Here is a 25129-nt window from a genome sequence, read left to right as displayed (position 1 = left end):
CATTTTTTCAGAACAAAAATTATCAACCATTTATAAATAGAATAAAATAGCGTAACAGATATGATAGCCCAGCTGGTTTGAAATGAATGGTGTCTTTTCTATATTTGCGACGTGAGCAAAGTATTACTCTTTCTTCTGTTCCCTGTTTTTATTTTCAACGCATCCTTACGCGAAGTGTTGAAAACACCCCAATTAATTTCTCATTATATCGTTCATCATGAACTCAATGCCGAGGTAGGCTTTTGGAGTTTTCTTGAAATGCATTATTTAGGGCAAGATATTAATGATAACGACGAGGAGGAGGATATGAAGTTACCATTCAAGAAAATAGATGGTCATCACATTATTTCTTTAGCAATACCAGCAGATAAATTCGTTATGATTAAAGCAACGAGTTTAAAAATGAACGATAGTAAGGTTTTCTGTTACCAATTTGCACATTCAAATCCTTCATTTGGTAGTCTTTTCCGACCGCCAATTTCTTAATCTTCTTCTATTTTTCTCAATTAATTTCAGGCAATTTATTGGCTGAAGAAGCAAGATTATACTCGTTAATATTTATATTATGTTGAATAAAATTATTGGCTTTTCCATTCGGAATAAGCTGATTATAGCTTTGTTTGTGTTTTCCCTTATTGGTTGGGGCGCATATGAAGTTACCAAATTACCAATAGATGCCCTTCCGGATATTACGGATAACCAGGTTCAGGTTATAACGGTTTCACCTTCTTTAGGTGCGCCAGATATCGAACGGTTAATAACTTTTCCGATAGAACAGGCTTGTAGTAGCATATCTGGACTAAAGCAAATCAGAAGTTTTTCCCGCTTCGGGCTTTCACTTGTAACCATTGTTTTTAATGAAGAAACGGATGTTTACTGGGCAAGGCAGCAAATAAGCGAAAAGCTGCAACAAGTTCAGCAGCAAATTCCACAGGGCATTGGTTCGCCCGAAATGGCACCAGTTTCTACAGGTTTAGGAGAAATTTATCAATATGTTGTTAGACCAAAGAAAGGTTTTGAAGGTAAGTATGATGAACGCGAACTCAGAACCATTCAAGATTGGATTGTTCGTCGCCAGCTTTTAGGTACACCTGGTGTTGCAGAAGTTTCGAGTTTTGGTGGAAAACTTAAACAATATGAAGTAGCTGTTAAGCAAGAGCAACTTAAGGCTTACGGACTCACCATTTCAGAAATTTTCGATGCACTCGAAAAAAATAATGAGAATACTGGCGGCGCTTACATCGAAAAAGGGCCAACGGTATTGTACATCAGAAGTGAAGGACTAACAACAAGTTTAGAGGATATTGAAAAAATTGTAGTTAAAACATTAGACAGTGGTATGCCAGTTTTAATGGGGCAGGTTGCCAAAGTTCAATATGGTTCTGCAATTCGATATGGTGCAATGACTTATAACGATCAGGGTGAAGTTGCAGGAGCTGTAGTTATGATGCTTAAAGGCGAAAATTCTTCGGTTGTTGTAAAAAGAGTGAAAGATAAGATTGCCGAAATTCAAAAAATGGTACCAGAAGGTGTTGTTATAGAACCTTTTTTAGATAGAACCAAAATGGTGGACAACGCTATTTCTACTATTGAAACCAATTTATTGGAAGGTGCATTGATCGTAATTTTTGTGCTCGTATTTTTTCTGGGCAACTTACGGGCAGGTTTAATTGTATCTTCTGTAATTCCATTATCTATGCTTTTTGCCATCATTTTAATGAATAAATTTGGTGTTGGTGGAAATCTAATGTCGCTTGGGGCGATAGATTTTGGGTTAATTGTAGATGGCTCTGTTATTGTGGTCGAAGCGATTTTACATCGTTTCTCGCATAGTAAACATTTTAGGGGATTAAGTCGAATTGATCAAAATCAAATGGATACGGAGGTTGGAAAATCAACTGGCTCCATGATAAAATCTGCAGTATTTAGTCAAATTATCATTCTAATTGTTTACTTGCCAATTTTATCATTAGAAGGTATTGAAGGAAAAATGTTTAAGCCAATGGCTTTCACGATTGCTTTTGCAATTTTGGGTGCTTTTATCTTGTCGATCACTTACGTACCGATGATGTCGGCTTTGTGCTTAAATAAAACCATCAGTCATAAAAAGAACCTTACAGATAAGCTGATGACTTGGTTCGAAAGAAAATATCAACCTGCATTAAGTAAAGTTCTAGGTTTTCCAAAAACTATTTTAGCGATTACCATATTTCTATTTGCCATTTCTGTTTTTATTTTAGGAAAAATGGGTGGCGAATTTATTCCTCAGCTAGAGGAGGGAGACTTTGCTGTAGAAACTCGATTGTTAACTGGAAGTAACCTGAACAACACCATAGAAACCACACAAAAAGCCTCTAAAATTCTATTGGCTAAGTTTCCTGAGGTACAAAAAATTGTAACCAAAATTGGTAGTGCCGAAGTGCCTACCGACCCAATGCCATTTGAAGCAGGCGATATGATGGTTATTTTAAAACCGAAGAAAGAGTGGGTTTCTGCAAAATCATTCCCTGAATTAAGTGCTAAAATGACTAAAGAATTAGAAGTAATTCCAGGTATTACCGTTGGGTTTCAATTCCCTGTACAAATGCGTTTTAACGAGTTAATGACGGGAGCGAGACAGGACGTAGTTTGCAAAATTTTCGGCGAAGATTTAGATTCTCTTGCTGGTTATGCAAAGAAGTTAGGTGCTATTATTGGTACAGTTCCAGGGGCTATAAATGTATACGAGGAACAGGTTACCGGAATGCCGCAGGTAGTAATTAAATATAACCGCGATGGCATGGCCAAGTATGGTCTTAACGTAAACGACATCAACAGAGTGGTAAATACGGCTTTTGCAGGTCAAATTGCAGGGCAGGTTTACGAAGGCGAAAAGCGCTTTGATATGGTCGTAAGGCTTAACGATGATTCTAGAAAGAATATTACAGATGTAGAGAAACTTATGATTTTAACAAGATCTGGTAATCAAATTCCCTTGAGTATGGTGGCATCTATCGATGAGGTAGAAGGTGTAAATCAAATTCAAAGAGAAGATACCAAGCGAAGAATTATTGTTGGTTTTAATGTCAAGGATAGAGATGTTCAATCTATTGTAGAAGAACTTCAAGAAAAAGCTGGTCAGCAGCTCAATCTATCTAAAGGTTATACCATTTCTTATGGAGGTTCTTTTGAAAACATGGTGGCGGCTAAATCACGTTTGGCTATTGTTGTACCAATAGCGCTTTTGCTAATCTTCCTGTTGCTTTATTTCGCTTTCAGTTCAGTTAAACAAGGTTTGCTAATTTACACGGCAATTCCTTTATCGGCGATCGGGGGGATTTTAGCCTTGTGGATCAGAGATTTGCCCTTCAGTATTTCTGCAGGGGTAGGTTTTATTGCATTATTTGGCGTTGCGGTATTAAATGGAATTTTACTGGTGTCAGAGTTTAATCGTTTGAAAAACGAAGGTTGGACAGATGTAAAACGGATCGTAATCCATGCTACCAAATCTAAATTACGTGCGGTGCTAATGACAGCCCTTGTTCCTTCACTTGGGTTTATCCCAATGGCAATAAGTACTGGTGCTGGTGGTGCCGTACAAAAGCCATTAGCTACCGTGGTTATTGGTGGTTTACTTGTATCTACACTTTTAACTCTTTTTGTTTTACCTATGTTATATATTTTATTCGAAAAAGGATTTAGTTATTTCCGTCAGAAAAAAGGAATTACAATTGCGGTTTTTTTAATTCTATTTGGGATAAATAATGCAAATGCACAAGAAAAGATTAGTCTTCAATCTGCACTCGATACTGCGATAAAGAACAATATTTCTATTCAAATTGCAAAAACAGAGTCGAGGTATTATCAGGAGTTGAAGAAAAGTGCTTTTGATTTACCTAAAACTGAAATTAATTACCAACACGGTAAATTCAATAGTTTAGCAAATGATAATAATGTAGCGGTTAGTCAGGCACTTGATTTTCCTACAGTATATTCAAGACAATCAGCCTTGCATAAAACGAATGCTCGTATTAGCGAAATACAGGTTAAAGGTTTGCAGTTGGATATCCGCTCGGAAGTTAAAACCAACTACTATCACTTATTAATTCTAAATGAAAAGCAAAAATTACTAAGCTGGGCAGATCGCGTTTATTCAGCTTTTTTAGATAAATCTACACAGCGTTTTAAATCGGGAGACATTGATGTATTGGAGTATAGAACTGCAGAAAATCAAAAGCAACATATTGCAAATCAACTCGAAGCATTAAAAACAGATTATATTCTAAACTTAAACAGATTTAACGTTTTGCTGAATAGTAAAAAGAATTTATCGCCCTTAAATGATAGTATTGTTTATGTTTCAACGGCTAGTCAAAAAGTAGAGATTAGTGATAATCCCTTTTTAAGTGTAAAAGAACAGCAAATTGAGCTTTCGAAACAGCAACAAGCTTTAGAAAGAAGCAAGCTGCTGCCATCTTTAAATCTAGGGTATAATAATTCGAGTATAATAGGTTATCAAACCAATAGCATGGGCGTAGAACAATATTTTGATCGGAGTAATCGATTTTCTTCTGTGAGTATTGGCGTCGGAATTCCGCTATTTTTTGGTGCTCAAAAATCGAGGATTAAAGCTTCGGGTATAGTTGCAGAACAGCGCAAGCAAGAACTTGAATTAACCAGAAAGCAGCTTCATACAGAATTACAGAATGTTATAGAAAGCCATAACCAGCTTCAAAAAGTAATACAATCTTATCGAACAAAAATGTTGCCTAACGCAAGCGATATCGTTAATGCATCAACATTAAAACTTAATGCTGGCGAAATTGGCTACCTGGATTGGGTTATTTTGATTAATCAATCTATTCAGCTAAGAAACGAATATTACGATAAGGTTCAGCAGTTTAACGAAGCGGCTTTTGAAATTGAACGAATTACTGCAATTGATAAATAATTAAAAATGAAAAGAAAATTAATAACAAGTTTTATCTGCGTAGCAATTTTAACTGCGTGTAGTAATCAAGATAAAAAAGAAGGAAATACGACAGTAAATAAAACTATACAGCTGCAAGCTGATGAAGTTCAATTAAGTGCCGAGCAAGTAAAAAATGCTGGTATCGCAATTGGGAAGCCCGAATCGAAAGGTATGCATAGTGCGGTAAATGTAAACGGCGTTGTAGATGTTCCACCAGAAAATATCTTTTCTGTAAGTATACCGATGGGTGGTTACATTAATAAAATGATGCTTATACCTGGTATGCAGGTAAAAAAGGGTGCGGTTTTGGCAACTGCAGAAGATCAGGAATATATTCAGCTGCAACAAGATTACCTTACTGCGAAAAATAAACTCAAATTTTCGGAAACCGATTACAACAGGCAAAAAGCTTTAAACCAAACGAAAGCAACAAGCGATAAGGTTTTTCAGGTAACCGAGAGCGAATTTAATCATCAAAAAATTCAGGTGAAATCGCTTGCTGAAAAATTAAGATTTATTGGCATTAATCCAGCAATGCTTACGGAAAACAACATTTCGAAAAGCATTAAAATTTATGCCCCAATAAGTGGCTATGTTACAAAAGTTAATGTAAATACAGGGAAATATGTTAACCCGACTGATATATTATTTGAAGTGATTAGTCCAGGTGCACTACATGTTAGCTTAACTGTTTTTGAAGGCGATGCTGCCAACTTAAAAATCGGTCAACAAATTGTATGCTCAACAACGGCAAATCCTGATAAAAAATATTTTGCTAAAATACACCTAATTACACCAAGTATAGAAAATGACAGAACTACAAGTGTACATTGCGATCTGGAGAATGCAGATCGTAAACTATTGCCAGGCACATTCTTAAACGCCTCAATCGCTTTAAACCACGAAAATGTTCAAGCTGTACCAGAAGAAGCAATTGTGAAATGGGAAAACAAATTTTATGTTTTTGCTGATAAAGGCAGTAACCATTACAAAATGATTACTGTAGAGCCTGGTGTTACTATGAATGGTTTTACCGAAGTAAAAACTAAAATAACGGCAGAAAATATTGTTGTTAAAAATGCCTATGCCGTTTTAATGAAAATGAAAAATGGTGGGGAAGAAGGAGAATAAATTCTAAATTTCCATTATAAGAAGAGGATGTTTTAAAACATCCTCTTCTTGTTTATAATTGCATGTGTTGTTGTTTAATTTTCTCTTTTAAAACACCAGCTGCCTTAGTATAGCCACCCTCCGAACCATCAACAAAGTGGATGTGATCATCTTCTAAATCTCTCACATAACATGACATAACCGATTCATTACTTACATACAATCCATAAATAATTTTCTCAGTTTTTTCGAGTTCATTCAATACTTTTTCTAAGGCCAATCTTTGTTGTTTTACACCTGTAATTACGGTGTTAATTCGGCCATCTATAACCAAAGTATCAGCCATTTCTACCAATTGTTTTAGGTAGTTTTTGCCACTTTCTGTTTTAAAGTAAAAACGCCCGTAAAGATTAATTATCCAGGTTTTTATGAGTTCTAAAAACTTAATTTTTCCTAAACGATGTTTCATTTCTTTGCCAAGATTATTGAAACTGGTTCGGAAAATTAATTTAGGGATCGAAATGGGTTGACGTTTCTCCTGATTTCCATAAATTTTATCAATTTGATTAATAACTTCGCTAAAAACCTCAGCTTGTTTAGAGCAGTTTTGAGCGATTACAAGAAGCGTTACAACTTCCTCGCTATTTTCTGGTGGCTCTATCTTATCCCATCTGCATTGCATTCCGCTTAAATCCAGTTCATCATCAGAGGCATCGTGTCCGTTTAATAAATAATCTTCTCCCTTGATAATCTTTTCGGCATATTCCAAGCCATCGCCTAAAACAATTGGTATAGAAAAGTTCCCCGAATTACTAAATCTGCAGATTTTTAAGCTACGGTTTTTTGCATACACTTCTGAAACGGGAATAATTCCAGCTCTTAAATCGAGATTGAAATTTTGAAGCATATTGGTTCTGTAAAGCAACAGTGCTTTCATCACCTCATTTACAATAACATTTGGAACTATAAAAGTTGCGCCATCGCCACCGAAGAAAAATGGGACTAAAATTTTTGCTTTAAATGCTAGGTTTAAAACAGTAACAATACTTCCAGTAGCAATTAGATTAACGGTTTCGTGTAAGCCCGATAAAACTGCATTTGTAGAACCTTTAATGTCTGTAATAATAATATGCCAATCATTGGGAACATCAAAAAAAGCATCTTTCTTTATCAGTAATTCGCTTAGCGCAATTTTATTGATGGGTAAATTAGAAAAAAAAAGATCTTGATTCTCGGTCATAACTTTAATCTGGTCGATATCTAATGTACGTAAACTCCAGCTATAAAACATTCGCTTTTACAAGATGTTTACCTCATTAAAAACTAATGAATTAACAAAGTGTTTTGAAAGATATTTTTTTTATCTTTAATATCAATGCTATAATTTTTATGAGAAAAATATTAATCTTTTGTTTCCTGTTCATCTCCCTTAAATCAATCGCCCAAAAGCAGCTTAGCCCAATTCAAACTTACCCAGGTTTATTTGAAAAGGTGCAGTTGGCTGGTATTTATCCCGATAGTAAATCTTTTGCAGACGCTATTCCTAAAAGAACATCGAATGTGATTATGGAGGCTTATGCAAAGCAAAAAGATTTGAAAGAATTCGATCTCAAAAAATTTGTTAATGAGTATTTTAGTTTGCCAGAAAACCATAATGCACTTTATCAATCTGATATAAGTGCAGGAATAGAAAAGCATTTGGATACACTTTGGAAAGTTTTGGAAAGAAGTCCTGACCAGGTTTCAGATATTAAGACATCACTTTTGCCTTTACCAAAACCTTACATAGTACCTGGCGGGAGATTTAGAGAAATATATTATTGGGATTCTTATTTTACAATGCTTGGCCTAAAAAAAGCAGGTAAAACAAAAATTATGAAAGATATGATCGATAATTTCGCCTATCTGATTAATACTTATGGTTTTATCCCGAATGGAAACAGAAGCTATTATTTAACACGTTCGCAACCTCCATTCTTTGCTTCCATGGTTCAGTTGTTGGCCGAAAACAACCCAGACGTTAAGATTAGCGACTACAAAGAAGCGCTGGAAAAAGAATATAACTTTTGGATGAAAGGCGCTGAAACTTTAGCTAATGGTAAAGCAATTAACCATTCTGTTAAAATGAAGGATGGAACTGTGTTAAACCGCTATTACGATGCTGGCGATCAGCCAAGAGAAGAATCTTACAAGGAAGATTTTGAAGCAGCAAAGAAGACAAAGCAAATACCTTCCGTGTTTTTAAGAAATGTTCGTTCTGCTGCAGAATCGGGTTGGGATTTTAGTAGCCGCTGGTTTGCAGATGGCGAAAATTTTAGTCAGATTATTACGACTGATATACTCCCTGTTGATTTAAATACATTGATGTATAACTTGGAGAAAACTATACAGACAGCCAATTTAGAGGCGGGTGATTTAAAGAAAGCAAGCTTGTTTTTAGCCAAGGCGCAAAAACGTAAAACGGCAATTTTAAAATACTTCTGGAACGATAAGCAGAATTTCTTCACCGATTATAATTGGAAAATGCAAATGCCATCAAAGCAAGTTACTTTAGCCGCTTTATTTCCTTTGTACTTTAAAATAGCAACACCCACTCAGGCCAAATTCGTTTCGGTGAAAGTTGAGCAGGATTTTTTAAAGTCAGGCGGTTTAATAACAACTGTAAAAACGACTAAAGAACAATGGGATTCGCCAAATGCTTGGGCACCATTGCAATGGGTAAGCATTCAAGGGCTGCATAATTATGGATACGATAAACTTGCTGATACCATAACTAACCGATGGGTAAATTTAAACATCGCGGTATTTAAACAAACAGGTAAGCTTATGGAGAAATATAATGTTGTTAACGCCGATAGTAAAGGCGGGGGTGGAGGGGAATATCCTTTACAAGATGGTTTTGGTTGGACAAACGGTGTCTTACTAAAGTTATTAAAATAGAGTTTATAAGCTTAAAAGCATCATTTTATTTTCATTAGGAGAATAAAATGATGCCTTTTTATTGAGAATATTTTGATTAATTTCTGAACTAAAAATATTTTAAACTTCTATTCAGATTCCTAAATTTCTTAAAGTTGTTTTATTTTTTGTTGGTATTTATGAATGTTTTTCCATCAACTCCAACACCAGTTATTTTTATTGATTTCCAGTTTGGAGGTAAAACACTTGGTATCTGTGTAATTCCTTTTGGAGAAATATCTAATCCGCCAAAACCCATTAAAACACTTTGTAATACACCTCCTGCTCCAGTTGCGAAATAAGGATTTGTACCCCCTTTAGTTTCTGCAATAACTCTGAATGGTGGATTTAAATTCGGTTGATATGCCTCTTTAAAATAAGAATAAGCTTTATTACCGTTTCCCGTTCTTGCATAAAGCAAGGCAAAAATGGCATGAGTCATTGCAGGTGTTCCTTCATCAGGTATCCTGGTTTCGTAATATGCGAGGTCTTTTTCAATCTGATTTTTATCTACAATAGTTTTTAAAGGATAGGCGAGTAAATTAACATCAGCTTGTTTTATACCCTCGCCGTTGTAACTAGCGTGTTCCTTGGTAATCCCATCAGGAAATTTCAAAACTGGAATGTTTTTCTCAACTAATTCCCAGTCTTTATTTAAAGGAATCCCTAAAATTGCTGCGGCTAAATTTGCATTCTTTAAGTTCAGCTTAGCTGCAGCATTGGTAAAAGCATTGTTATCAACATTTTCTGCCCATTCATCTGCTGCTACAACATTTTTTATATCATATTGATTCGGTCCATTTCTTTCTACTCTACTTGCCCAGAAATCGGCAGTTTGAGATAAAATAGGCCAGCCTTTTTCTTTTAACCAGATTTTATCTTGAGTTACAGCATAATAATTCCAGGCTGCGAGTGCAACATCGGCAGAAATGTGGTGTTCAAAAGGACCGCTTAACGCCCAAACAGGTGTTTCTTCTACACCAGTATCGGCACTTTCCCATGGATACATGGCCCCTTTGAAACCATGAGAAAAAGCATTTTTCTTTGCAGCTTCCAATCTCTCGAAACGATACTCGATTAAAGATTTGGCAATATCAGGATGTAAAACAAGCAAAGCTGGAAACATCCAAATATCCGTATCCCAAAAAACATGGCCATTATAGCCTAAACCTGATAAACCCATTGGCGACAAAGAATAGGAGGTGCCTGCTCTAGAAAAGGCTGTTAAATGGTATAACATGCTGTGTACATCTTGCTGTGCCTGCGGATCGCCTTCTATTTGAATATCCGATTTCCATAGTTCATCCCATGCCGAATTATGGAATTTAATTAATCTGTCATGTCCTTCAAGCTTGGCAAAAATCGTCATGCGCTCTGCTTCGTTAAGCGGATCTGCATGTTGAGCAGAGCTAATCGTACTTCCAACAACTGAATAGGTATAGCTTTCGCCAGCTTTTAAGGTTTTATTAAATTTCATCAAATGGCTATTATTATCCCACATTTCATGGATAATTTTCGGCTCGCTACCATGTTGTTCGGTAAATAAAAAACTATTCGAAGCGCATAACTGTAATTTGCCAGTAGGACTTTTCGCTGTCGAAGTAAGTAAACTAAGGGTGACATGCGGTCTATCGATTTCATTATAGTAATTTTCGACATCTCTAAGCGCGTCGGGGGTTTCCATTACGCTTGCGGCCGTTAATTTTAAATCCTCTTTGGCTGTAATGGTTACATCCATTAATACCGAAAATGGTAATTGCCTTAATGCATAGTAAGTATATTTTATAGTTGCTTTACTTCCGTAATTTAGCTGTGTGGTAAAAGAGGCATGCTGCATATCCAATTCTTGCTGCATGGCTTGGGTATTTTGCCCATCCAACCGCTTTCCATCAATTTCAATATACATATTAAGTAAATTAAAACCGTTTAGGAAATTACTTACACGCCCTCTTCCGTAAGTATCGTAAGCACCAGCAAGCACAACGTTTTTAACTTTAAAAGGTTGCGGGGCAGAAACTATTCCAATAATTCCGTTTGCAACGGTTACGCCATAGTAATTGTTCGGATCTATTTTATCGGCTTTGATTTTCCAGGGGTCTTGTGCTTTCGAAACCAAACCAAAGGATATTATTAATAAAAGTATCGGCGTAATCTTCATGGTGATAAATTTGTATTGTACTTTTTACTAAAAAACTAAGCCTGATAAAAAATCAGGCTTAGTTTAATTAATATTTAGTGTAAATTAATAACCTGTATTTTGAATTAGGTTTGGATTTCCAAGTTGGTTATCAGGGATAGGGAATAATAAGTATTTTGCCTCGCTCGCTGGTTTTTCTTGCCAAGCTGCAAGGAATTTTCCAAAACGAATTAAATCCTGTCTTCTGAAACTTTCCCAATAAAGTTCGCGACCACGCTCATCAAGTAGAATGTCTAAAGTTAAGCTTGGCAGTGTAGATGCACCTCTAACTGTTCTAATTGAATTAACAATCGTTAGTGCTTGTGGCGCTAATGATGTTCTTAATTGTGCTTCTGCCTTCATTAACAGCACATCAGCGTAACGGAAATAAACCCAATCATTATCAGGTTTTTTAGAGCCTGAATTTGCATAATCTACTGGATATTTAATAACACGGATACCAGCAACCTCTAAGTGATTAGGATCGCGTTCGATAATGCTTACTTCTGGTGTAAAAGCTAAAGGATTTCCTTTTCTATCTTTTAAGGCAGCACCGTTTTGATCAACTTGCTGACCAACTAAAAATCCAACTCTCAAACCAGAGACATTGGTTTGACCAGCATACGAACCACCTCTTCTTTTATCTGCTGCTTCGAATTTAGCATAAAAGTTAGATAAGGAAGAGAAGCCATTGTAACCACTCGGGTTTTGATTATAATGCGTGGTACATTTCCACTGGCCATCTAAATCGCTACCAGAAGTACCACCAATATTTTGTGCAGTAAAAATATTCTCTTTTGACAATACATCGTTAGTAGGTGCGAAATTATCAAAGTAGTTAGCAGATAAAACATAACCACCTGTAGCAATTTCATCAGCTAATGTGATAACTTTAGCCATGTCTGCCGCGTCGAAAGTAGGCGCATTTCTATTAATAAAGGCACCTTTATTTAAATAAACTTTCATTAAAAGTGTTTTTGCTGCATTTTTATTGGCAATGTTTGCTGGGCCAGCTGGTAAATCAGGAATGATTGCCGTTAATTCATTAACCAAGTAAGCAACTTCATCGGCTGCATTTCTAACTCGCGATGGTTTAGTTACGTCTTCACCTGCGTCTCTGTACGGAACTTGTCCCCAGCCATCTAAAATTGAAAATTGCGCAAAGGCACGTAAAAAACGAGCTTGTGCGGCCTGGCTTGGAGTCGGATTTGCGCCCAAAACGCTTGTTGATACATAAGAAATACTATTTAAATCTCTGAAAACATCAGAAATTCTAGAATGATCTGGAGCCCATTTATGTAAGTGTAACGAGCGCCATGCTCCATTATCATCCCAGTCGCCTGCACGGGTTGGAACAATTATCTCATCAGAGGTTACCTCTTGTAGAGCTGCCCAATTCCATGGAGCCTGGTAAGGGCCGATCATCGCTGCGTAAGATGCACCTAATAAACCCGAAACATTACCGCCAGATACCCCAGCACTTCCAACCTGACCATTCAGGTCTTCATTTAACTTGGTACAACCTGCAAAACTTAAGGCTACCATTGTTAAACCTATAATATATTTATTTTTCATGTTATTATGAATTAAATTAAAGAGAAAAATTAACTCCGAAATTGAAAGTTCTAGCAGTTGGATAAGCGGTATAATCTATACCTGCAGATGGTACGCCACTTACACTCTTATTTACATTAACCTCTGGATCAAAACCTGTGTAGTTTGTTATTACAAATAAATTTTGTCCGTTAACATAGATATTCAAAGATTTGATTGCTTTACCAACATTACCAATGTTATAGTTAATTGTAGCATTCGCCAATTTTACATAATCTCCTTTTTCAATGTACCTAGAAGATGCAGCAATAGGATTTGCCAAAGATTCTTGAACTGGTAAACTTACTAAAGCTGAAGAAACATTACGTGTACCTAAATTTGAAATTGCCAATACCGAGTTTGCTGTATTGTTGTAAATGCTCTGTCCGAAAGCACCGTTTAAGTTTGCTGTTAAGGAGAATTTTTTATATCTGAAATTAGTACTGAAACCCATAATTACTTTTGGATTCGGATTACCTACGTAGTAGTTAGTAAAACCATCGTCAGTATATAAAGAGAAACCATTTGCATCTAAACCGTTATACTGTCTGGTAACCATTGCAAAAAGCGGTAATCCATTTTGAATAACTTCTGTTGTCACTCCACTTAAACCTTGTCCGTTTAATGAACCAGTTTTGATGATGCCGTTAATGTTTTGAACTTTATTTTTGATAAATGTAGCGTTACCACTTACATTCCATGACATATTGTCTTTTTCGATTACATTTGCACTTAAACTTAACTCAACACCTTTATTGATAATTTGGCCTGGTAAATTCACCCAAGTAGGAACATTTCCACCAACTGCAGGTACAAATGAAATTTGAGGGAATAACAAATCGTTGGTTTCTTTGTTGAAATAATCAACTGATCCTGTTAGTTTATTGCCTAAAAATCCGAAATCAACTCCAACGTTGGTTTGTTTATCCGACTGCCATTTTAGGTTTGGATTTGCGTTGTTAATCGCTACTAAAGTTGGTGCACCATTGGCATTGCCATAATCATATCGTTGTTGTGCAGATCCAGAAGGGAAATCCTGGTTACCAGTTTTACCATAGCCCACTCTTAATTTTAGTTGGTCAATCCAGGCAGCATCTTTCATAAAAGCTTCTTTCTTAATATCCCACGCTGCTGCAAACGAAGGGAAGTAACCATAACGATTTGTTTTACCAAATTTGGTCGATCCATCCGCTCTGAATGTTGCGGTTAAAATATATTTACTATCGTAGTTAAAAATTGCTCTTGCGAAATAGGATTGCAACTCTGTGGTTGGGTTATTAAAAGCAGAGAAAGTACGGTTAGCAGGCGCAGTAGTTTGAAAAGAATCGGTATAATCTGATGCAATATCACCAAAACCTGTTGCTGTATTAATGGTTCCCTTGTTAATGAAATTCGAATATTCGTAACCAACAATTGCGTTTAAATTTAATTTTGTAGCAATCTCTTTGTTAAAGTTTAAGGTATTGGTAAATTGTTGAGTAATTAATTCGGTGTTAGAATAACTTGCATAACCACCTAAGAAATTACCATCTGGCTGAATTCCTTGTAAGTTCAAGAAGCTTCTTGTTGATGCCCTTCTGTTACCATTACTGTAATTAACGCTTGCAAGCATTCGGTATTCTAACCAAGGTGTTATTTTATAGTATGGAGATACACTTCCTAAAATGGTTGATACTTTAGCCTTATCGCTATTTGCGGCTAATGCAGCAAGAGGATTAATTGTTGTAGAGCCATAATCGATAAACAAACTACCATCTGGGTTATAAAATGATTGAGTTGGGTTCCAAGATAATGCCTGGCTAATTAAACTTCCTGTAAAACCTGCGTCGGTTGTAATTGGTGCAATATTTTCTAAGTATTGATTACTAATCATATTAATATCAAGGCCTAATTTTTTGCTTTCTAAGAACTTAAAATTACCGTTAAAACCTGCGCTGTATTTTTTAAAATCAGTGGATTTAATAATACCTTGCTGATCTTGATAGCCTAAAGATGCGCGGAAAGTATTTCCATTTGAACCACCACTTATACCTACAGAATAGTTTTGATTGTAAGCGGTACGAAGAACTTCATCTAAAGCGTCAACACTTGTGCCGAAGTTTCCATTTGCTAAATTATATTTAGCTAAAGCTGCACGATATTCATCTCCTGATAAAACATCAACCTTTTTAGAAATGCTTCCAACACCTGCAGATGCACTAATATCTATTTTAGTATCGCCAGATTTACCGCGTTTGGTTGTGATTAAAACTACACCGTAAGCAGCACGAGAACCATAAATTGCAGTTGCAGATGCATCTTTTAGAATCTCCATCGATTCGATATCAGCTGGATTGATAAAGTTTAATGGATTGCCATCTGGAGCAGTACCAATACCTGCACTGGTAGAAGGTCTTGCAGATCTACCATCAAGTGCAACTCCATCAACTACATAAAGTGGTTGTCCTGTACCTGTAATGGCTGAGTTCCCCCTGATTCTTACTGTAGATGCGCCACCAGGCTGACCGCTATTGTTAATCATTTGCACACCAGCAACTTTACCCTGAATTAATTGATCAGGTGCGTTTAGAGGGCCTTTGTTAAAATCTTTAGCCGAAACAGTTGTAGCAGCCCCAGTTAAGTCACTTTTCTTAACCGAGCCGTAACCTACAACTACTACAGCATCAAGGTTATTTGATGAAAGTAAGGTAACATTCAAAGTGGTTTGGTTATTAACACTTACGGTTTGGGTTTCCATACCCACGAAGCTGAAAATTAATTTTGATGTAGGTGAAGGAACTGAAATTGAAAACTTTCCTTCAATGTCTGATTGTGTTCTGGTATTTGTGCCAGCTACCTGAATCGTTGCTCCCGGAATAGGTGATTTATCGCTATCGTAAACGATACCCTTTACTACAGTTTGAGCGAATGCCGCTGTACTAAGGAACAGCATTAAGAAACTTAACAGAATAAGTTTCTCCAAAGAATGCAATTTCTGTTTGTAAGACGAAACAGTCCAATTGCTTTTTGGTAAAGTAATGTTCATAATTGATTTATTAAATTGGTTAGTAAATTTTGGTTATTTAAGTTTTTGTAGGTTTAATCTTAAGGTGGGATGTGTGTTGTCATGTTTTTTCTGGTTAGATAGTTATTAGTTAAGATACAATTTATTTTACGTGTTAATCAAATTACCCTTATATAATGGCTCAGATTTCTCTATTTTCTGTCTAGCAGTTGTAAGCGCATTTTCAATACAATCCTCGATAGATTTTTTGTTTATAAAATGTGCTAGAAAACCCGCCCAAAATGCATCGCCAGCACCTGTAACATTAACTACTTTGTTAACAGGTAAGGCTAGTTTATGAAACCAGGCTTGATTTTCTTTTTTGAACCAAACACCATCTTTTCCACAAGTAAGGCATATTACTCGTGCATCTATATGATTAAGTTCCTGCATCGATTCTTCAATAGTTAATTTTCTGCCCGTAAATCTTTCAATATCATCTAAGCTTATTTTTATAAGTGGCTTAAATCTGCAAATTTGATTGAAAACATTAACTCCATTATCCTCATTCCAGATAGATGGGGCATAATTCCAATCAATCGACAGATATTTACCCATTTTGTAAGCCTTCGAAAAAGCATTTAAAATATTGCTTTTTGCTGGGTCCTTGCTCAATGCAAAAGCTGTGGTGTGTAATAATTCAGCTTCATTAATGAGGTTATCTTCAATTTTTTTTATTTGCAGGTCTGCACCTCTGTAAGCGATAAAATCTGGAGTGTTCTTACTCTTGCCAACTAATACCAAACTTGTTTGATAATTTGGAAGTCGGGTTAAATATTTATCCGATAATCCAACTTCTTTTATCTCATTTATTAAATAGGTTCCTAAACCATCATCGCCAACCGAGCCAATTAGTTCGGCATCAATATTCATCCATTTTAAGTTTGCACATAAGTTTGCAGAACTTCCGCCTTGACTCATTACAAATCCAGAAGAAAACGCCAATGATTCTATATCTTTTTCAGATATTAAATCTGCCAGTAGCTCTCCAATTACCAGCACCTTTTTTTTCGATAGATTTTCATTCATAGTCTCATTCATCTCTTCCACCAATTAAAATTTAAAAAGCTTTGCAAAGGAGTTATTTAATATAGATTGTTCGGCAATTATGGCTCCCGCAGCACTCCAGGTACAATTTGGTACACCACAAGGGTTTTTGTCCTTACCATGTAAGCATTCATTGAATAATTCTGCCTTAGCATTTGCTGTATGTATATTTATTATTAAATCTTTTGCAAGTACCGCTTCTCCATGTTGATTTAATGCGGAAACCAACCAGCCATTCCAAACTGCCCATAAACCACCATTATGAAAGTAATTTGGTTGGTTACGAAAGGCATAGGCATAATTGTTTTTAAGCTCATTCATATCTGCATCTTCATTTTTAATAGTAGGATAGAAGGAGGGGAGCATGAATTTTTTCTCGGTATATAGGTTTTTTATCCAACTTAATAAGCTATCATTTTGGTGCTGATCGCCAATATTTAATAGTAAAGCGAATGTGTTGGCTTGTAGATCAAAATATTTGTAAATTCTTGCAGGATTAAATCCCATTAACCAAAATTCGTTCGAAGCATCTTCCATTTGATGAAGCAGGTTTGGTGCATAGGCAGATTGATTAGCTTCAGTTTTCCAATAATTTTGTCGAATGGATTTTACAATCTTTTCTGCCTGATCTGTCCAAAGTTTATTTGTAGTTATTGATGAAGCTAAACGTAATGCCCAAACCCTTAGTAGCTGGTCAAAAAGTATATAACCATGTTGTATATATTCATCAGCCCAATCTCCACTTTGTGGAACATAGATTAAATTTTTGCCATTAAATTCCCAGGCATCCATTACCGAAAAGCATTTTTTAAGTTCCCTTTGGTATTTTTCCCAAAGGGATTTATCGCCAGTTAAAATTGTATAAGCACATACACCAATTACGGCCCAAGATGGATTGTCGGCTCGGCCTGAAGTTCCGCCATAACTTACTGTGTGATCAGTTGGTGAAACATTAGAAGGCATAAAACCAAGCGAATGCTGATTGCTTAAAAGTGTTTCTATAGTAGATTTAGCCGTTTCTATTAATTTTTTATCGTCACTCAATAACGCGGCAATTGATGTTATTACTCCATCTCTAGTCCAAACACGTTTATAATTATCGTGTTCATGCACAGCTGCAACAAATCCAAACGGTGTTGATGCCTCATGCAAAAGGTTTAAAGAAAGGTTATATGCATTTATATCGATCATCCTAGTTCTACGCTTTTTTTCTTGATGAATAAAACCATTATTCCGCCAATAGCAATTAATGCACCTGCAAATAAAATGGCATTTTCGGGGTTATGGCCCAAAAGGTACTTGTATATATATTTAAAAGTTATGGTTTCGAGTAGCATCGGCATAACGATAAACATGTTCAGTATACCCATAAAAATTCCAGTTTGCGCTTTCGGAATGCTCCCAGCCAGCATGGCATAAGGTGTACCCATCATACTTGCCCATGCAATACCCAATCCGATTATTGGAATAAAGAGCAAAGCTTCGTTGTTTATCATTGGTAAAGAAATCAGGCATAAACCACCTAATATCAGACTTAAAAAATGGACCCTTTGTGCTGTGATTTTCCTGGCGAAATAGGCCAAAGGAAAAGCAACTAAAAAAGTAACCACATTGTAACCGCCATTAACCGTTCCAGTTAGCAATTGTGCCGAAGCAAAGCCATCAGAAGCGGAATCAACGGTGTTAAAAATTGTTTTGGCCAAACACAGGGTAATGAATTGCCAATAGATAAACATTCCATACCAGTTAAAAAGATAAACAATGCCGAGCTTTTTCATTGTTGGTGGCATAACTTTAAAGGCTTCGATAATATCTTTAAAAATGCTTCCGATTCCGCCAGGCATTGCTTTAACCTTTTTAATTTCTTCTGCGGTTAAAGGCGTTTCTTTTGTGGTGAAACAACTGAACATAATAGAACCGATGGAAACTACTCCTCCGATAAAAAAAGCAGCGTATGTAGTATATGGGATATTATTTGCGCTTCTGGAGTTAATACTGATTAAGCCCGCAGCAATTAAAATACCTGGCGTTAAGTTGGCTAAAGTAATGCCCAGGCCAGTAAAGAAACTTTGTGTTAAAAAGCCGAGAGCATGTTGTTCTGATGGGAGTTTATCGCTTACAAAAGCCCGATAAGGTTCCATTGTAATGTTATTGCCTGCATCTAGAATCCAAAGTATGCTTGCCGCCATCCAAATAGAACTGCTGTAGGGCATGGCAAATAAACAAATGCTGCACAGTATAGCTCCAATTAAAAAATAAGGTCTTCTTCTGCCAAATCTGCTGGTGGTTTTATCACTCATTGCACCCATAATTGGCTGAATAATTAATCCAGTCATTGGGCCAGCAAGATTTAACAATGGAATCTGATCTGCATTAGCGCCTAAGTAAGAATATATCGGCGTCATGTTGGTTTGCTGTAAACCAAAACTATATTGGATGCCAAAGAAACCGAAGTTCATGGCTATAATAGATCCGAAATTTAACTTAATTCCCGATGAAAAACTTTCAACCTTTTTTTCTGAAGCTACAATCATATTTAAGGTTATTTAAGTTTATAAATTACAGATTGCCAAGGCAGTAAATTAATGCGGTTTGCTGTTATAGCTGCTTTATTATAATTACTGATTAGCAGTTTAGAAGCATTGGTATTTATGTTTTTATCGATTTTATAATTGATTTTTTTAGTAGAAAAATTTAAGATAACCAGCACCTTCTCATTTCCTTCGCTACGTGTATAACAGTAAACTTCAGGGTTGTTTATATCATAAACTTTATAAGTGCCATAAATTAAAGCAGCGCTATTTTTACGAAGGGCAACTATCTTTTTAAAATAAGATAAAACGCTATTTGGATCAACCGCTTCAGTTGTTACGTTAACTGCTTTGTAATTCTGATTAATTTTTATCCAAGGTTTGCCCGTCGTAAATCCTGCATTCTCTGAAGAATTCCATTGAAAAGGTGTTCGAGTATTATCACGCGATATGAATTTTTGTTGTTCCATAAAAGCTGTAACATTTTCGCCTTTGGCAACATGGTTTTTGTAAGCATTTATGGTGGCAATGTCTTTATAATCTTCAATTTTATCGAATTTGATATTCGACATGCCCAGTTCATCGCCATTAAAGTAAAATGGTGTACCACGCATGGTCATAATTAACGTTGTTAATAATTTAGAAGAAGCTGCTCTAAACTGCTCACTATCGTTGCCATATTTGCTCACCATTCGTGGTACATCATGGTTGGCGAGAAACACAGCTAGCCAGCCTTTATCAGCAAATGAGGTTTCCCATTTGGTAAAAACACGCTTAAGATCAGTAAGTTTATAACCTTTGGGATCGTTCCCGACATCCATCACTTCAAAATGATAGGCCATATTTAACTCATTTCTATCCTCATCTACAAGCGAGTGCGCATCTTCAAGCGTACTGCCTGCACCTTCTGCAACAGTCATTACATTATATTTGCTAACAACTGTTTTATTCATTTCCTTTAAATAAGTATGCAGGTTTGGACCCATACCGTAATATTTAATTATGTTTTTTTCGTAACCTTCAACATATTTTTGCCAGGTAGTATCTTTTGAAACGTATTGAAAGGCATCCATTCTCAATCCATCAATTCCTTTATCTAACCAGAACTTCATCATATCGTAAACCTCGTTTCTAAGCTTTTCATTTTCCCAGTTCAAATCGGGTTGCTTTTGAGAGAAATAATGTAAATAATATGCATTAGTCGTTTTATCGAATTTCCAGGCGTCATTATTTACATCGAAGAAACTATATCTTGGTTTTGGCGTTCCTTTTTCTGCTGGCCACCAGTGGTAATAATCGCGGTAAGGATTTGTACGAGAAGATTTTGATTGTTTAAACCATTCATGTTCATCGCTGCTATGGTTAAGAACCATATCTAAAACCAGTTTAATTTTTCTTTCGTGCAATCCTGCAAGTAATTTGTCAAAATCCTGCATGGTGCCAAATTCCTTCATTATGTTTCTATAGTCACTAATGTCGTAACCATTATCATCGTTAGGCGAAGAGAAGATTGGGTTTAACCAAACAGCATCAACCCCTAAACTTTTAATATAATCGAGCTTAGATATAATTCCTTTTAAATCGCCAACACCGTCGCCGTCACTATCTTTAAAACTTCTAGGATAAATTTGATACACTACAGCTTCCTTCCACCAGGTACGATTTTTAACTGTTTTGAAATCGCTGTCTTTTTGGGCATAGCCAAATGAAGCGATAAATAGAAGCGTGAACAATAAGAAACCCTTAACATGATTAAAATGCTTAGAAACTTGCGGTCTTCTAAATATGGAAGTTTTACCGTTAGTTAAAAAGATAGGCGAATGCGAGTATTTTTTTCTTTCGATTTTACTCATAATCACTCTAATCAGTTTGGTTAGAAACATATTTAAAGTTTAGTTTTAGTTAGGTATTTGGCTAGATTACTAGATTAAGAAAACGGCTTCAATAATTAAAGCCTGGCTTACCTTTTGTTTCTAATAATTATATGAAGATAAAAGTAAAAGCAATTCGAAACCCCGCAAAATAGAGAAATTTAACCGCAAACGTTTGCGGAAACATTTGCGGAAATGTTTGTTGTGGAAAACTTATATTTGAGTAACCAAATAAATAGAGATGCGTCAAAATCCTACATTAAAGAAAATTGCTGAAAAGTTAAGTCTAAGTATATCAACAGTTTCCAGAGCTTTAAAAGACCATCCAGATATTTCGGCTGAAACAAAAAAGAAAGTGAATGAGCTGGCCGAACTTATAGAGTACGACCCAAATCCTTATGCTGTAAACCTCAGAACACATAATAGCAAGGAGTTTGCGGTGGTTGTTCCGAGTCTTTCGAATTTCTTTTATCACTCCTTTATAAGTTCGATTGAGGAAGATGCAAGGATTTATGGGTATTCGATTATTATCTATCGTTCATCTAACGACCCAAAGATCGAACTGGAGATTTTGAAAAATTGTAGGCATAAAAGAGTTTCAGGAATATTTATTGCCATTACATCAGAAACCAAAGAAATAGAACCTTTTCTTAAATTGGATACGCAAGGTATTCCTGTCATTTTTTTTGATAAAGTTCCTGCGTATGAGTCGTGCAATAAAATTTGTGTTAATGATGCACACGCAGCAACTTTAGCGGCTTTAGAAATTTTAAAGAAGGATGTTAAGCGTGTTTTTGGCATTTTTGGCGATAAGAATATGTCAATAACCCAGGTTAGGTTACCAAAATTCTCTGAAGTGCTGTTAAATGCAAATCCTGACATAAATTTAGAAACGGTGCACGCCACAAGTTCAGATGAAGCAGAATGTATGACTTTAAAGGCGCTATCAAATTATAAGAAAAATGATTTTGTAGTTTTTTGCATGAGCGATGAAACTTTAGCTGGAGCCATGAAAGCCATTCAACGAAAAGGGCTTAAAACGCCAGAGGATATTGGTATAATTGCGATAAGCGATGGAATGATTCCTAAGTTGTTTTATCCAGAAATTACTTATGCCGAAACCAGTGGCTTTAAGTTGGGTAAATTAGCTTTTAGTAGAATGATGAAATGTATAGCTGGAAGTTCGTTTGCGCAAACCATAATCGATCAATCAATTCTTGTAAAAGGTGGTTCGCTTTAAGTGTTAAGGTATAATGTTAAACGGTTGCAATTGTTGTATTATATAATCATTTTTAAGAAATGTAAATTTTGTAACTGTTTTTCAGCTAATTAATTTATTTTTAATAAGATTTTCCTCCAAATTTATATGACTAAAACTTTTATTTCTGATTCTCCAATGCGTATTTACGCTTTAAGCGAAAAATCAGTTACAATAGAATTTGGAGATACAATAAGTAAGGATTTATCTGATACAATAGCAGCTTTTAACGAGGTAATTCTAAGGAATCCCTTTTCGGGACTAAATTCAACTGTTCCAGGCTATTGTACTTTAAGCATTTTTTACGATCCAGTTTTAGTTAATGCTTCTGCACTCTCGGGCGAAACCTGTTTCGAAAAAGTATCTGCGTATGTAAATCTCCTTAGCCTAAAAGAAAAGAATGATGCCACCTTTTTAAGTGATCATGTTATTATTCCAGTTTGTTATGATGAGCAATTTGGTCCAGATATTTCGGAGGTTGCTAATATCAATAATTTGAGTAAAGCAGAAGTTATTCAATTGCATACTGCTGTTGAGTACAGGGTATTTATGATTGGCTTTGTGCCAGGTTTTGCTTATTTAGGCGGGATGGATGAAAGATTATCTACTCCAAGAAAGCAATTTCCGAATCCTAGAATTGCACCAGGTTCTGTTGGTATAGCAGGCGGGCAAACTGGAATCTATCCAATGGAAACGCCAGGCGGTTGGCAAATTATAGGGCGAACGCCAATTAAAATGTTTGATGCCGCAAGAGAAATTCCATCTTTCTTAAAAGCAGGCGATCAGGTTGTATTTAAATCGATTAGTGCCAAAGCGTTTAATGATTTAGTTGAAGTATGAGGATCAGTATCATTAAGCCAGGAATATTCAGTACCATTCAGGATTTAGGCAGAAACAATTTTTTAGATCAAGCTGTGCCAGTTTCTGGTGCAATGGATAGTCTGGCTCATAGAATTGCTAATCGAGCCATTGGAAACAACGATAATGCTGCAACTATTGAATTTACATACGCTGATGCAAGTTTTAAAGCAGAAACTGATATCTTGATTTCGTATAGCGGAAAAGGAGCATACCTGAATTTTAATGGACAAATTGTACCACATGATAGACCCTTGTTTTTTCCTGAAGGTTCGGTAATTAAGTTAACGCCTAATATAAATGGTGTTCGTACCCATTTAGCAATTTCGGGGGGATGGGATGTACCAAACTTAATGGGAAGTAAAAGCACTTATGTGCCAGCAAAATTAGGCGGGTTTAATGGTCGTGTTTTACAAAAGGGCGATGTATTGGCAAATAAGAATGATTGAAATACGGTAGCCGAAACGATTCTTAAACAACTATCAGGCGAACGCTATTCATATACCAGATGGAGCATTGCTACAACAGAATTAATCCCTGCGGATTTGAAAACCATAAGAGTTGTTCCAGCAAATGAGTTTGGATGGTTTGATGTAGATTCAATTCTCACATTTTTGTCTAATCCATACACTATTGGCATAAAAAGTAATCGAATGGGGTATCAGCTGGTTGGTAAATCTTTGAAACGAAAAATAAAGAAAGAACTTTTAAGCACAGCCGTAAGCCCAGGAACCATTCAGGTTACGGGAAGTGGCGAACTTATAATTTTAATGGCCGACTGCCAAACTACTGGAGGATATCCTCGAATTGCCAGAATCGCAGATGTAGATTTATCACTTTGTGCGCAATTAAAGCCAGGCGATGTAATAAATTTTACGGAAATTTCTGCAGATGAGGCCGAACGTTTGTATTTTGAACGGGAAAGTGAATTATCAATAATTACCGATTCTATAAATTTTAAATATTTAATCTGATGAAAAGTATAGATATTAACTGCGACATGGGAGAGGCATTTGGAAATTATTCAATGCCAAATGATATCGTTTTGATGGATTATATCTCATCAGTAAATATAGCCTGTGGTTTTCATGCTGGCGATGCACAGGTTATGCAGGATACTGTAGCGCTGGCTTTGCAAAAAGGTTTGGCTATTGGCGCACACCCTGGATTTCAGGATTTACAAGGTTTTGGACGACGGGAAATGAAAATATCTGCTAGGGAAGCTTATCAGATCACACTTTATCAAATTGGAGCCTTAAATGGTTTTGTTAAGGCTGTGGGTGCAAAATTACATCATGTTAAAGCACACGGCGCACTTTATAACATGGCAGCAAAAGATATAGAGCTTGCTAAAGCCATTGTACAAGCGGTTTACGATTTTGATGCTAATCTAATTTTATATGGATTGGCTGGAAGTAAAATGATTGAAGCAGCAGAAAGATCAGGACTTGCTACAGCTTCTGAAGTTTTTGCCGATAGAAGTTACCAGGATGATGGATCATTAACGCCAAGAACGCAGCCAGGGGCAATGATTGAAGACGAAAAACAATCTGTACAACAGGTTTTAAGATTTGCTGAACATCAAGAAGTCGTTTCAATGAACAACAAAATAATCGCAGTAAAGGCAGAAACACTTTGTTTACATGGCGATGGTAAACATGCTATAGAGTTTGCTAAAACAATAAGGGAAGCGTTTAAATCGAAAGGAATTGCTGTAAAAGCACCATAACTAA

15 protein-coding genes and 1 pseudogene are annotated in these 25129 nt (G+C 36.0%); 8 read left to right on the top strand and 8 right to left on the bottom strand.

From position 1 onward, the window contains the following. The first annotated feature begins 111 nt into the window (after nt 1–111). The 3 genes from ABD692_RS07275 to ABD692_RS07265 all read left to right on the top strand — a co-directional run bounded on the left by ABD692_RS07275 (nt 112) and on the right by ABD692_RS07265 (nt 6082). Nucleotides 112–486 (top strand): hypothetical protein, encoded by a 375-nt coding sequence (locus ABD692_RS07275; RefSeq protein ID WP_316760880.1) that lies wholly within the window; start codon nt 112–114, stop codon nt 484–486. Between the two features lie 79 nt (nt 487–565). Next, nucleotides 566–4930, top strand: a complete 4365-nt coding sequence (locus ABD692_RS07270) for a CusA/CzcA family heavy metal efflux RND transporter (protein WP_344766015.1) — start codon at nt 566–568, stop codon at nt 4928–4930. 6 nt (nt 4931–4936) lie between these two features. Beyond that, on the top strand, nt 4937–6082 hold the full coding sequence (locus tag ABD692_RS07265) for an efflux RND transporter periplasmic adaptor subunit (protein ID WP_344766014.1): 1146 nt from the start codon (nt 4937–4939) through the stop codon (nt 6080–6082). Nucleotides 6083–6134: 52 nt separating this feature from the next. Here the strand turns inward: ABD692_RS07265 and ABD692_RS07260 are convergent, their stop codons facing one another. After that, nucleotides 6135–7352, bottom strand: coding sequence for a DUF3095 domain-containing protein (locus ABD692_RS07260; protein ID WP_344766013.1), 1218 nt, complete (start codon nt 7350–7352; stop codon nt 6135–6137). 98 nt (nt 7353–7450) lie between these two features. Here ABD692_RS07260 and treF point away from each other — a divergent pair, with 98 nt between their 5' ends. Continuing rightward, nucleotides 7451–9001 carry an alpha,alpha-trehalase TreF gene (gene treF / locus ABD692_RS07255; protein ID WP_344766012.1) on the top strand — a complete coding sequence of 517 codons (1551 nt, stop codon included), beginning with the start codon at nt 7451–7453 and terminating at the stop codon, nt 8999–9001. A gap of 139 nt (nt 9002–9140) precedes the next feature. On the opposite strand, the gene ABD692_RS07250 is transcribed toward treF, so the two are convergent. The 7 genes from ABD692_RS07250 to ABD692_RS07220 all read right to left on the bottom strand — a co-directional run bounded on the left by ABD692_RS07250 (nt 9141) and on the right by ABD692_RS07220 (nt 21262). Then, the gene (locus tag ABD692_RS07250) at nt 9141–11177 is read right to left on the bottom strand and encodes a kojibiose hydrolase (RefSeq protein ID WP_344766011.1); all 2037 of its coding nucleotides are present in this window, start codon (nt 11175–11177) and stop codon (nt 9141–9143) included. An 84-nt stretch (nt 11178–11261) separates the two neighbouring features. Then, entirely contained in the window at nt 11262–12770 is a 1509-nt protein-coding gene (locus ABD692_RS07245) for a RagB/SusD family nutrient uptake outer membrane protein (RefSeq protein ID WP_344766010.1), read from the bottom strand. A gap of 16 nt (nt 12771–12786) precedes the next feature. After that, nucleotides 12787–15813, bottom strand: coding sequence for a SusC/RagA family TonB-linked outer membrane protein (locus tag ABD692_RS07240; RefSeq protein ID WP_344766009.1), 3027 nt, complete (start codon nt 15811–15813; stop codon nt 12787–12789). 126 nt (nt 15814–15939) lie between these two features. Then, complete coding sequence (locus ABD692_RS07235) at nt 15940–16872, bottom strand: carbohydrate kinase family protein (protein ID WP_344766008.1); 933 nt, start codon at nt 16870–16872, stop codon at nt 15940–15942. Nucleotides 16873–16884: 12 nt separating this feature from the next. Next, the gene (locus ABD692_RS07230; RefSeq protein WP_344766007.1) at nt 16885–18069 is read right to left on the bottom strand and encodes a glucosidase family protein; all 1185 of its coding nucleotides are present in this window, start codon (nt 18067–18069) and stop codon (nt 16885–16887) included. Continuing rightward, the gene (locus tag ABD692_RS07225; protein WP_344766006.1) at nt 18066–19412 is read right to left on the bottom strand and encodes an MFS transporter; all 1347 of its coding nucleotides are present in this window, start codon (nt 19410–19412) and stop codon (nt 18066–18068) included. Before ABD692_RS07225 ends, ABD692_RS07230 begins: the two co-directional genes overlap by 4 nt. 8 nt (nt 19413–19420) lie before the next feature. Further along, complete coding sequence (locus ABD692_RS07220; protein WP_344766005.1) at nt 19421–21262, bottom strand: glycoside hydrolase family 13 protein; 1842 nt, start codon at nt 21260–21262, stop codon at nt 19421–19423. Nucleotides 21263–21521: 259 nt separating this feature from the next. Here ABD692_RS07220 and ABD692_RS07215 point away from each other — a divergent pair, with 259 nt between their 5' ends. From ABD692_RS07215 to ABD692_RS07200, 4 genes and pseudogenes are all read left to right on the top strand, one after another. After that, nucleotides 21522–22520 carry a LacI family DNA-binding transcriptional regulator gene (locus ABD692_RS07215; RefSeq protein WP_344766004.1) on the top strand — a complete coding sequence of 333 codons (999 nt, stop codon included), beginning with the start codon at nt 21522–21524 and terminating at the stop codon, nt 22518–22520. Between the two features lie 126 nt (nt 22521–22646). Further along, nucleotides 22647–23378, top strand: a complete 732-nt coding sequence (pxpB, locus tag ABD692_RS07210; protein ID WP_344766003.1) for a 5-oxoprolinase subunit PxpB — start codon at nt 22647–22649, stop codon at nt 23376–23378. Next, nucleotides 23375–24370 (top strand): annotated as a pseudogene (locus ABD692_RS07205) (5-oxoprolinase subunit C family protein). Before pxpB ends, ABD692_RS07205 begins: the two are co-directional and overlap by 4 nt. Beyond that, nucleotides 24370–25125, top strand: coding sequence for a LamB/YcsF family protein (locus tag ABD692_RS07200; protein ID WP_344766002.1), 756 nt, complete (start codon nt 24370–24372; stop codon nt 25123–25125). Before ABD692_RS07205 ends, ABD692_RS07200 begins: the two are co-directional and overlap by 1 nt. The last annotated feature ends 4 nt before the right edge of the window (nt 25126–25129 follow it).

This window comes from Pedobacter ginsengiterrae (assembly GCF_039537385.1).
Taxonomy (GTDB): Bacteria; Bacteroidota; Bacteroidia; order Sphingobacteriales; family Sphingobacteriaceae; genus Pedobacter; species Pedobacter ginsengiterrae.
The sequence above is the reverse complement of the archived record's forward strand: the minus strand, read 5'-3'. Positions and strand labels throughout refer to the sequence as shown.

Coding starts and splice junctions, on each gene's coding strand:
- pxpB (WP_344766003.1), top strand. CDS start 22,647: ATGACTAAAACTTTTATTTCTGATTCTCCAATGCGTATTTACGCTTTA.
- ABD692_RS07270 (WP_344766015.1), top strand. CDS start 566: ATGTTGAATAAAATTATTGGCTTTTCCATTCGGAATAAGCTGATTATA.
- ABD692_RS07240 (WP_344766009.1), bottom strand. CDS start 15,813: ATGAACATTACTTTACCAAAAAGCAATTGGACTGTTTCGTCTTACAAA.
- ABD692_RS07215 (WP_344766004.1), top strand. CDS start 21,522: ATGCGTCAAAATCCTACATTAAAGAAAATTGCTGAAAAGTTAAGTCTA.
- ABD692_RS07200 (WP_344766002.1), top strand. CDS start 24,370: ATGAAAAGTATAGATATTAACTGCGACATGGGAGAGGCATTTGGAAAT.
- ABD692_RS07225 (WP_344766006.1), bottom strand. CDS start 19,412: ATGATTGTAGCTTCAGAAAAAAAGGTTGAAAGTTTTTCATCGGGAATT.
- ABD692_RS07245 (WP_344766010.1), bottom strand. CDS start 12,770: ATGAAAAATAAATATATTATAGGTTTAACAATGGTAGCCTTAAGTTTT.
- ABD692_RS07250 (WP_344766011.1), bottom strand. CDS start 11,177: ATGAAGATTACGCCGATACTTTTATTAATAATATCCTTTGGTTTGGTT.
- ABD692_RS07235 (WP_344766008.1), bottom strand. CDS start 16,872: ATGAATGAGACTATGAATGAAAATCTATCGAAAAAAAAGGTGCTGGTA.
- ABD692_RS07260 (WP_344766013.1), bottom strand. CDS start 7,352: ATGTTTTATAGCTGGAGTTTACGTACATTAGATATCGACCAGATTAAA.
- ABD692_RS07265 (WP_344766014.1), top strand. CDS start 4,937: ATGAAAAGAAAATTAATAACAAGTTTTATCTGCGTAGCAATTTTAACT.
- ABD692_RS07230 (WP_344766007.1), bottom strand. CDS start 18,069: ATGATCGATATAAATGCATATAACCTTTCTTTAAACCTTTTGCATGAG.
- ABD692_RS07220 (WP_344766005.1), bottom strand. CDS start 21,262: ATGAGTAAAATCGAAAGAAAAAAATACTCGCATTCGCCTATCTTTTTA.
- treF (WP_344766012.1), top strand. CDS start 7,451: ATGAGAAAAATATTAATCTTTTGTTTCCTGTTCATCTCCCTTAAATCA.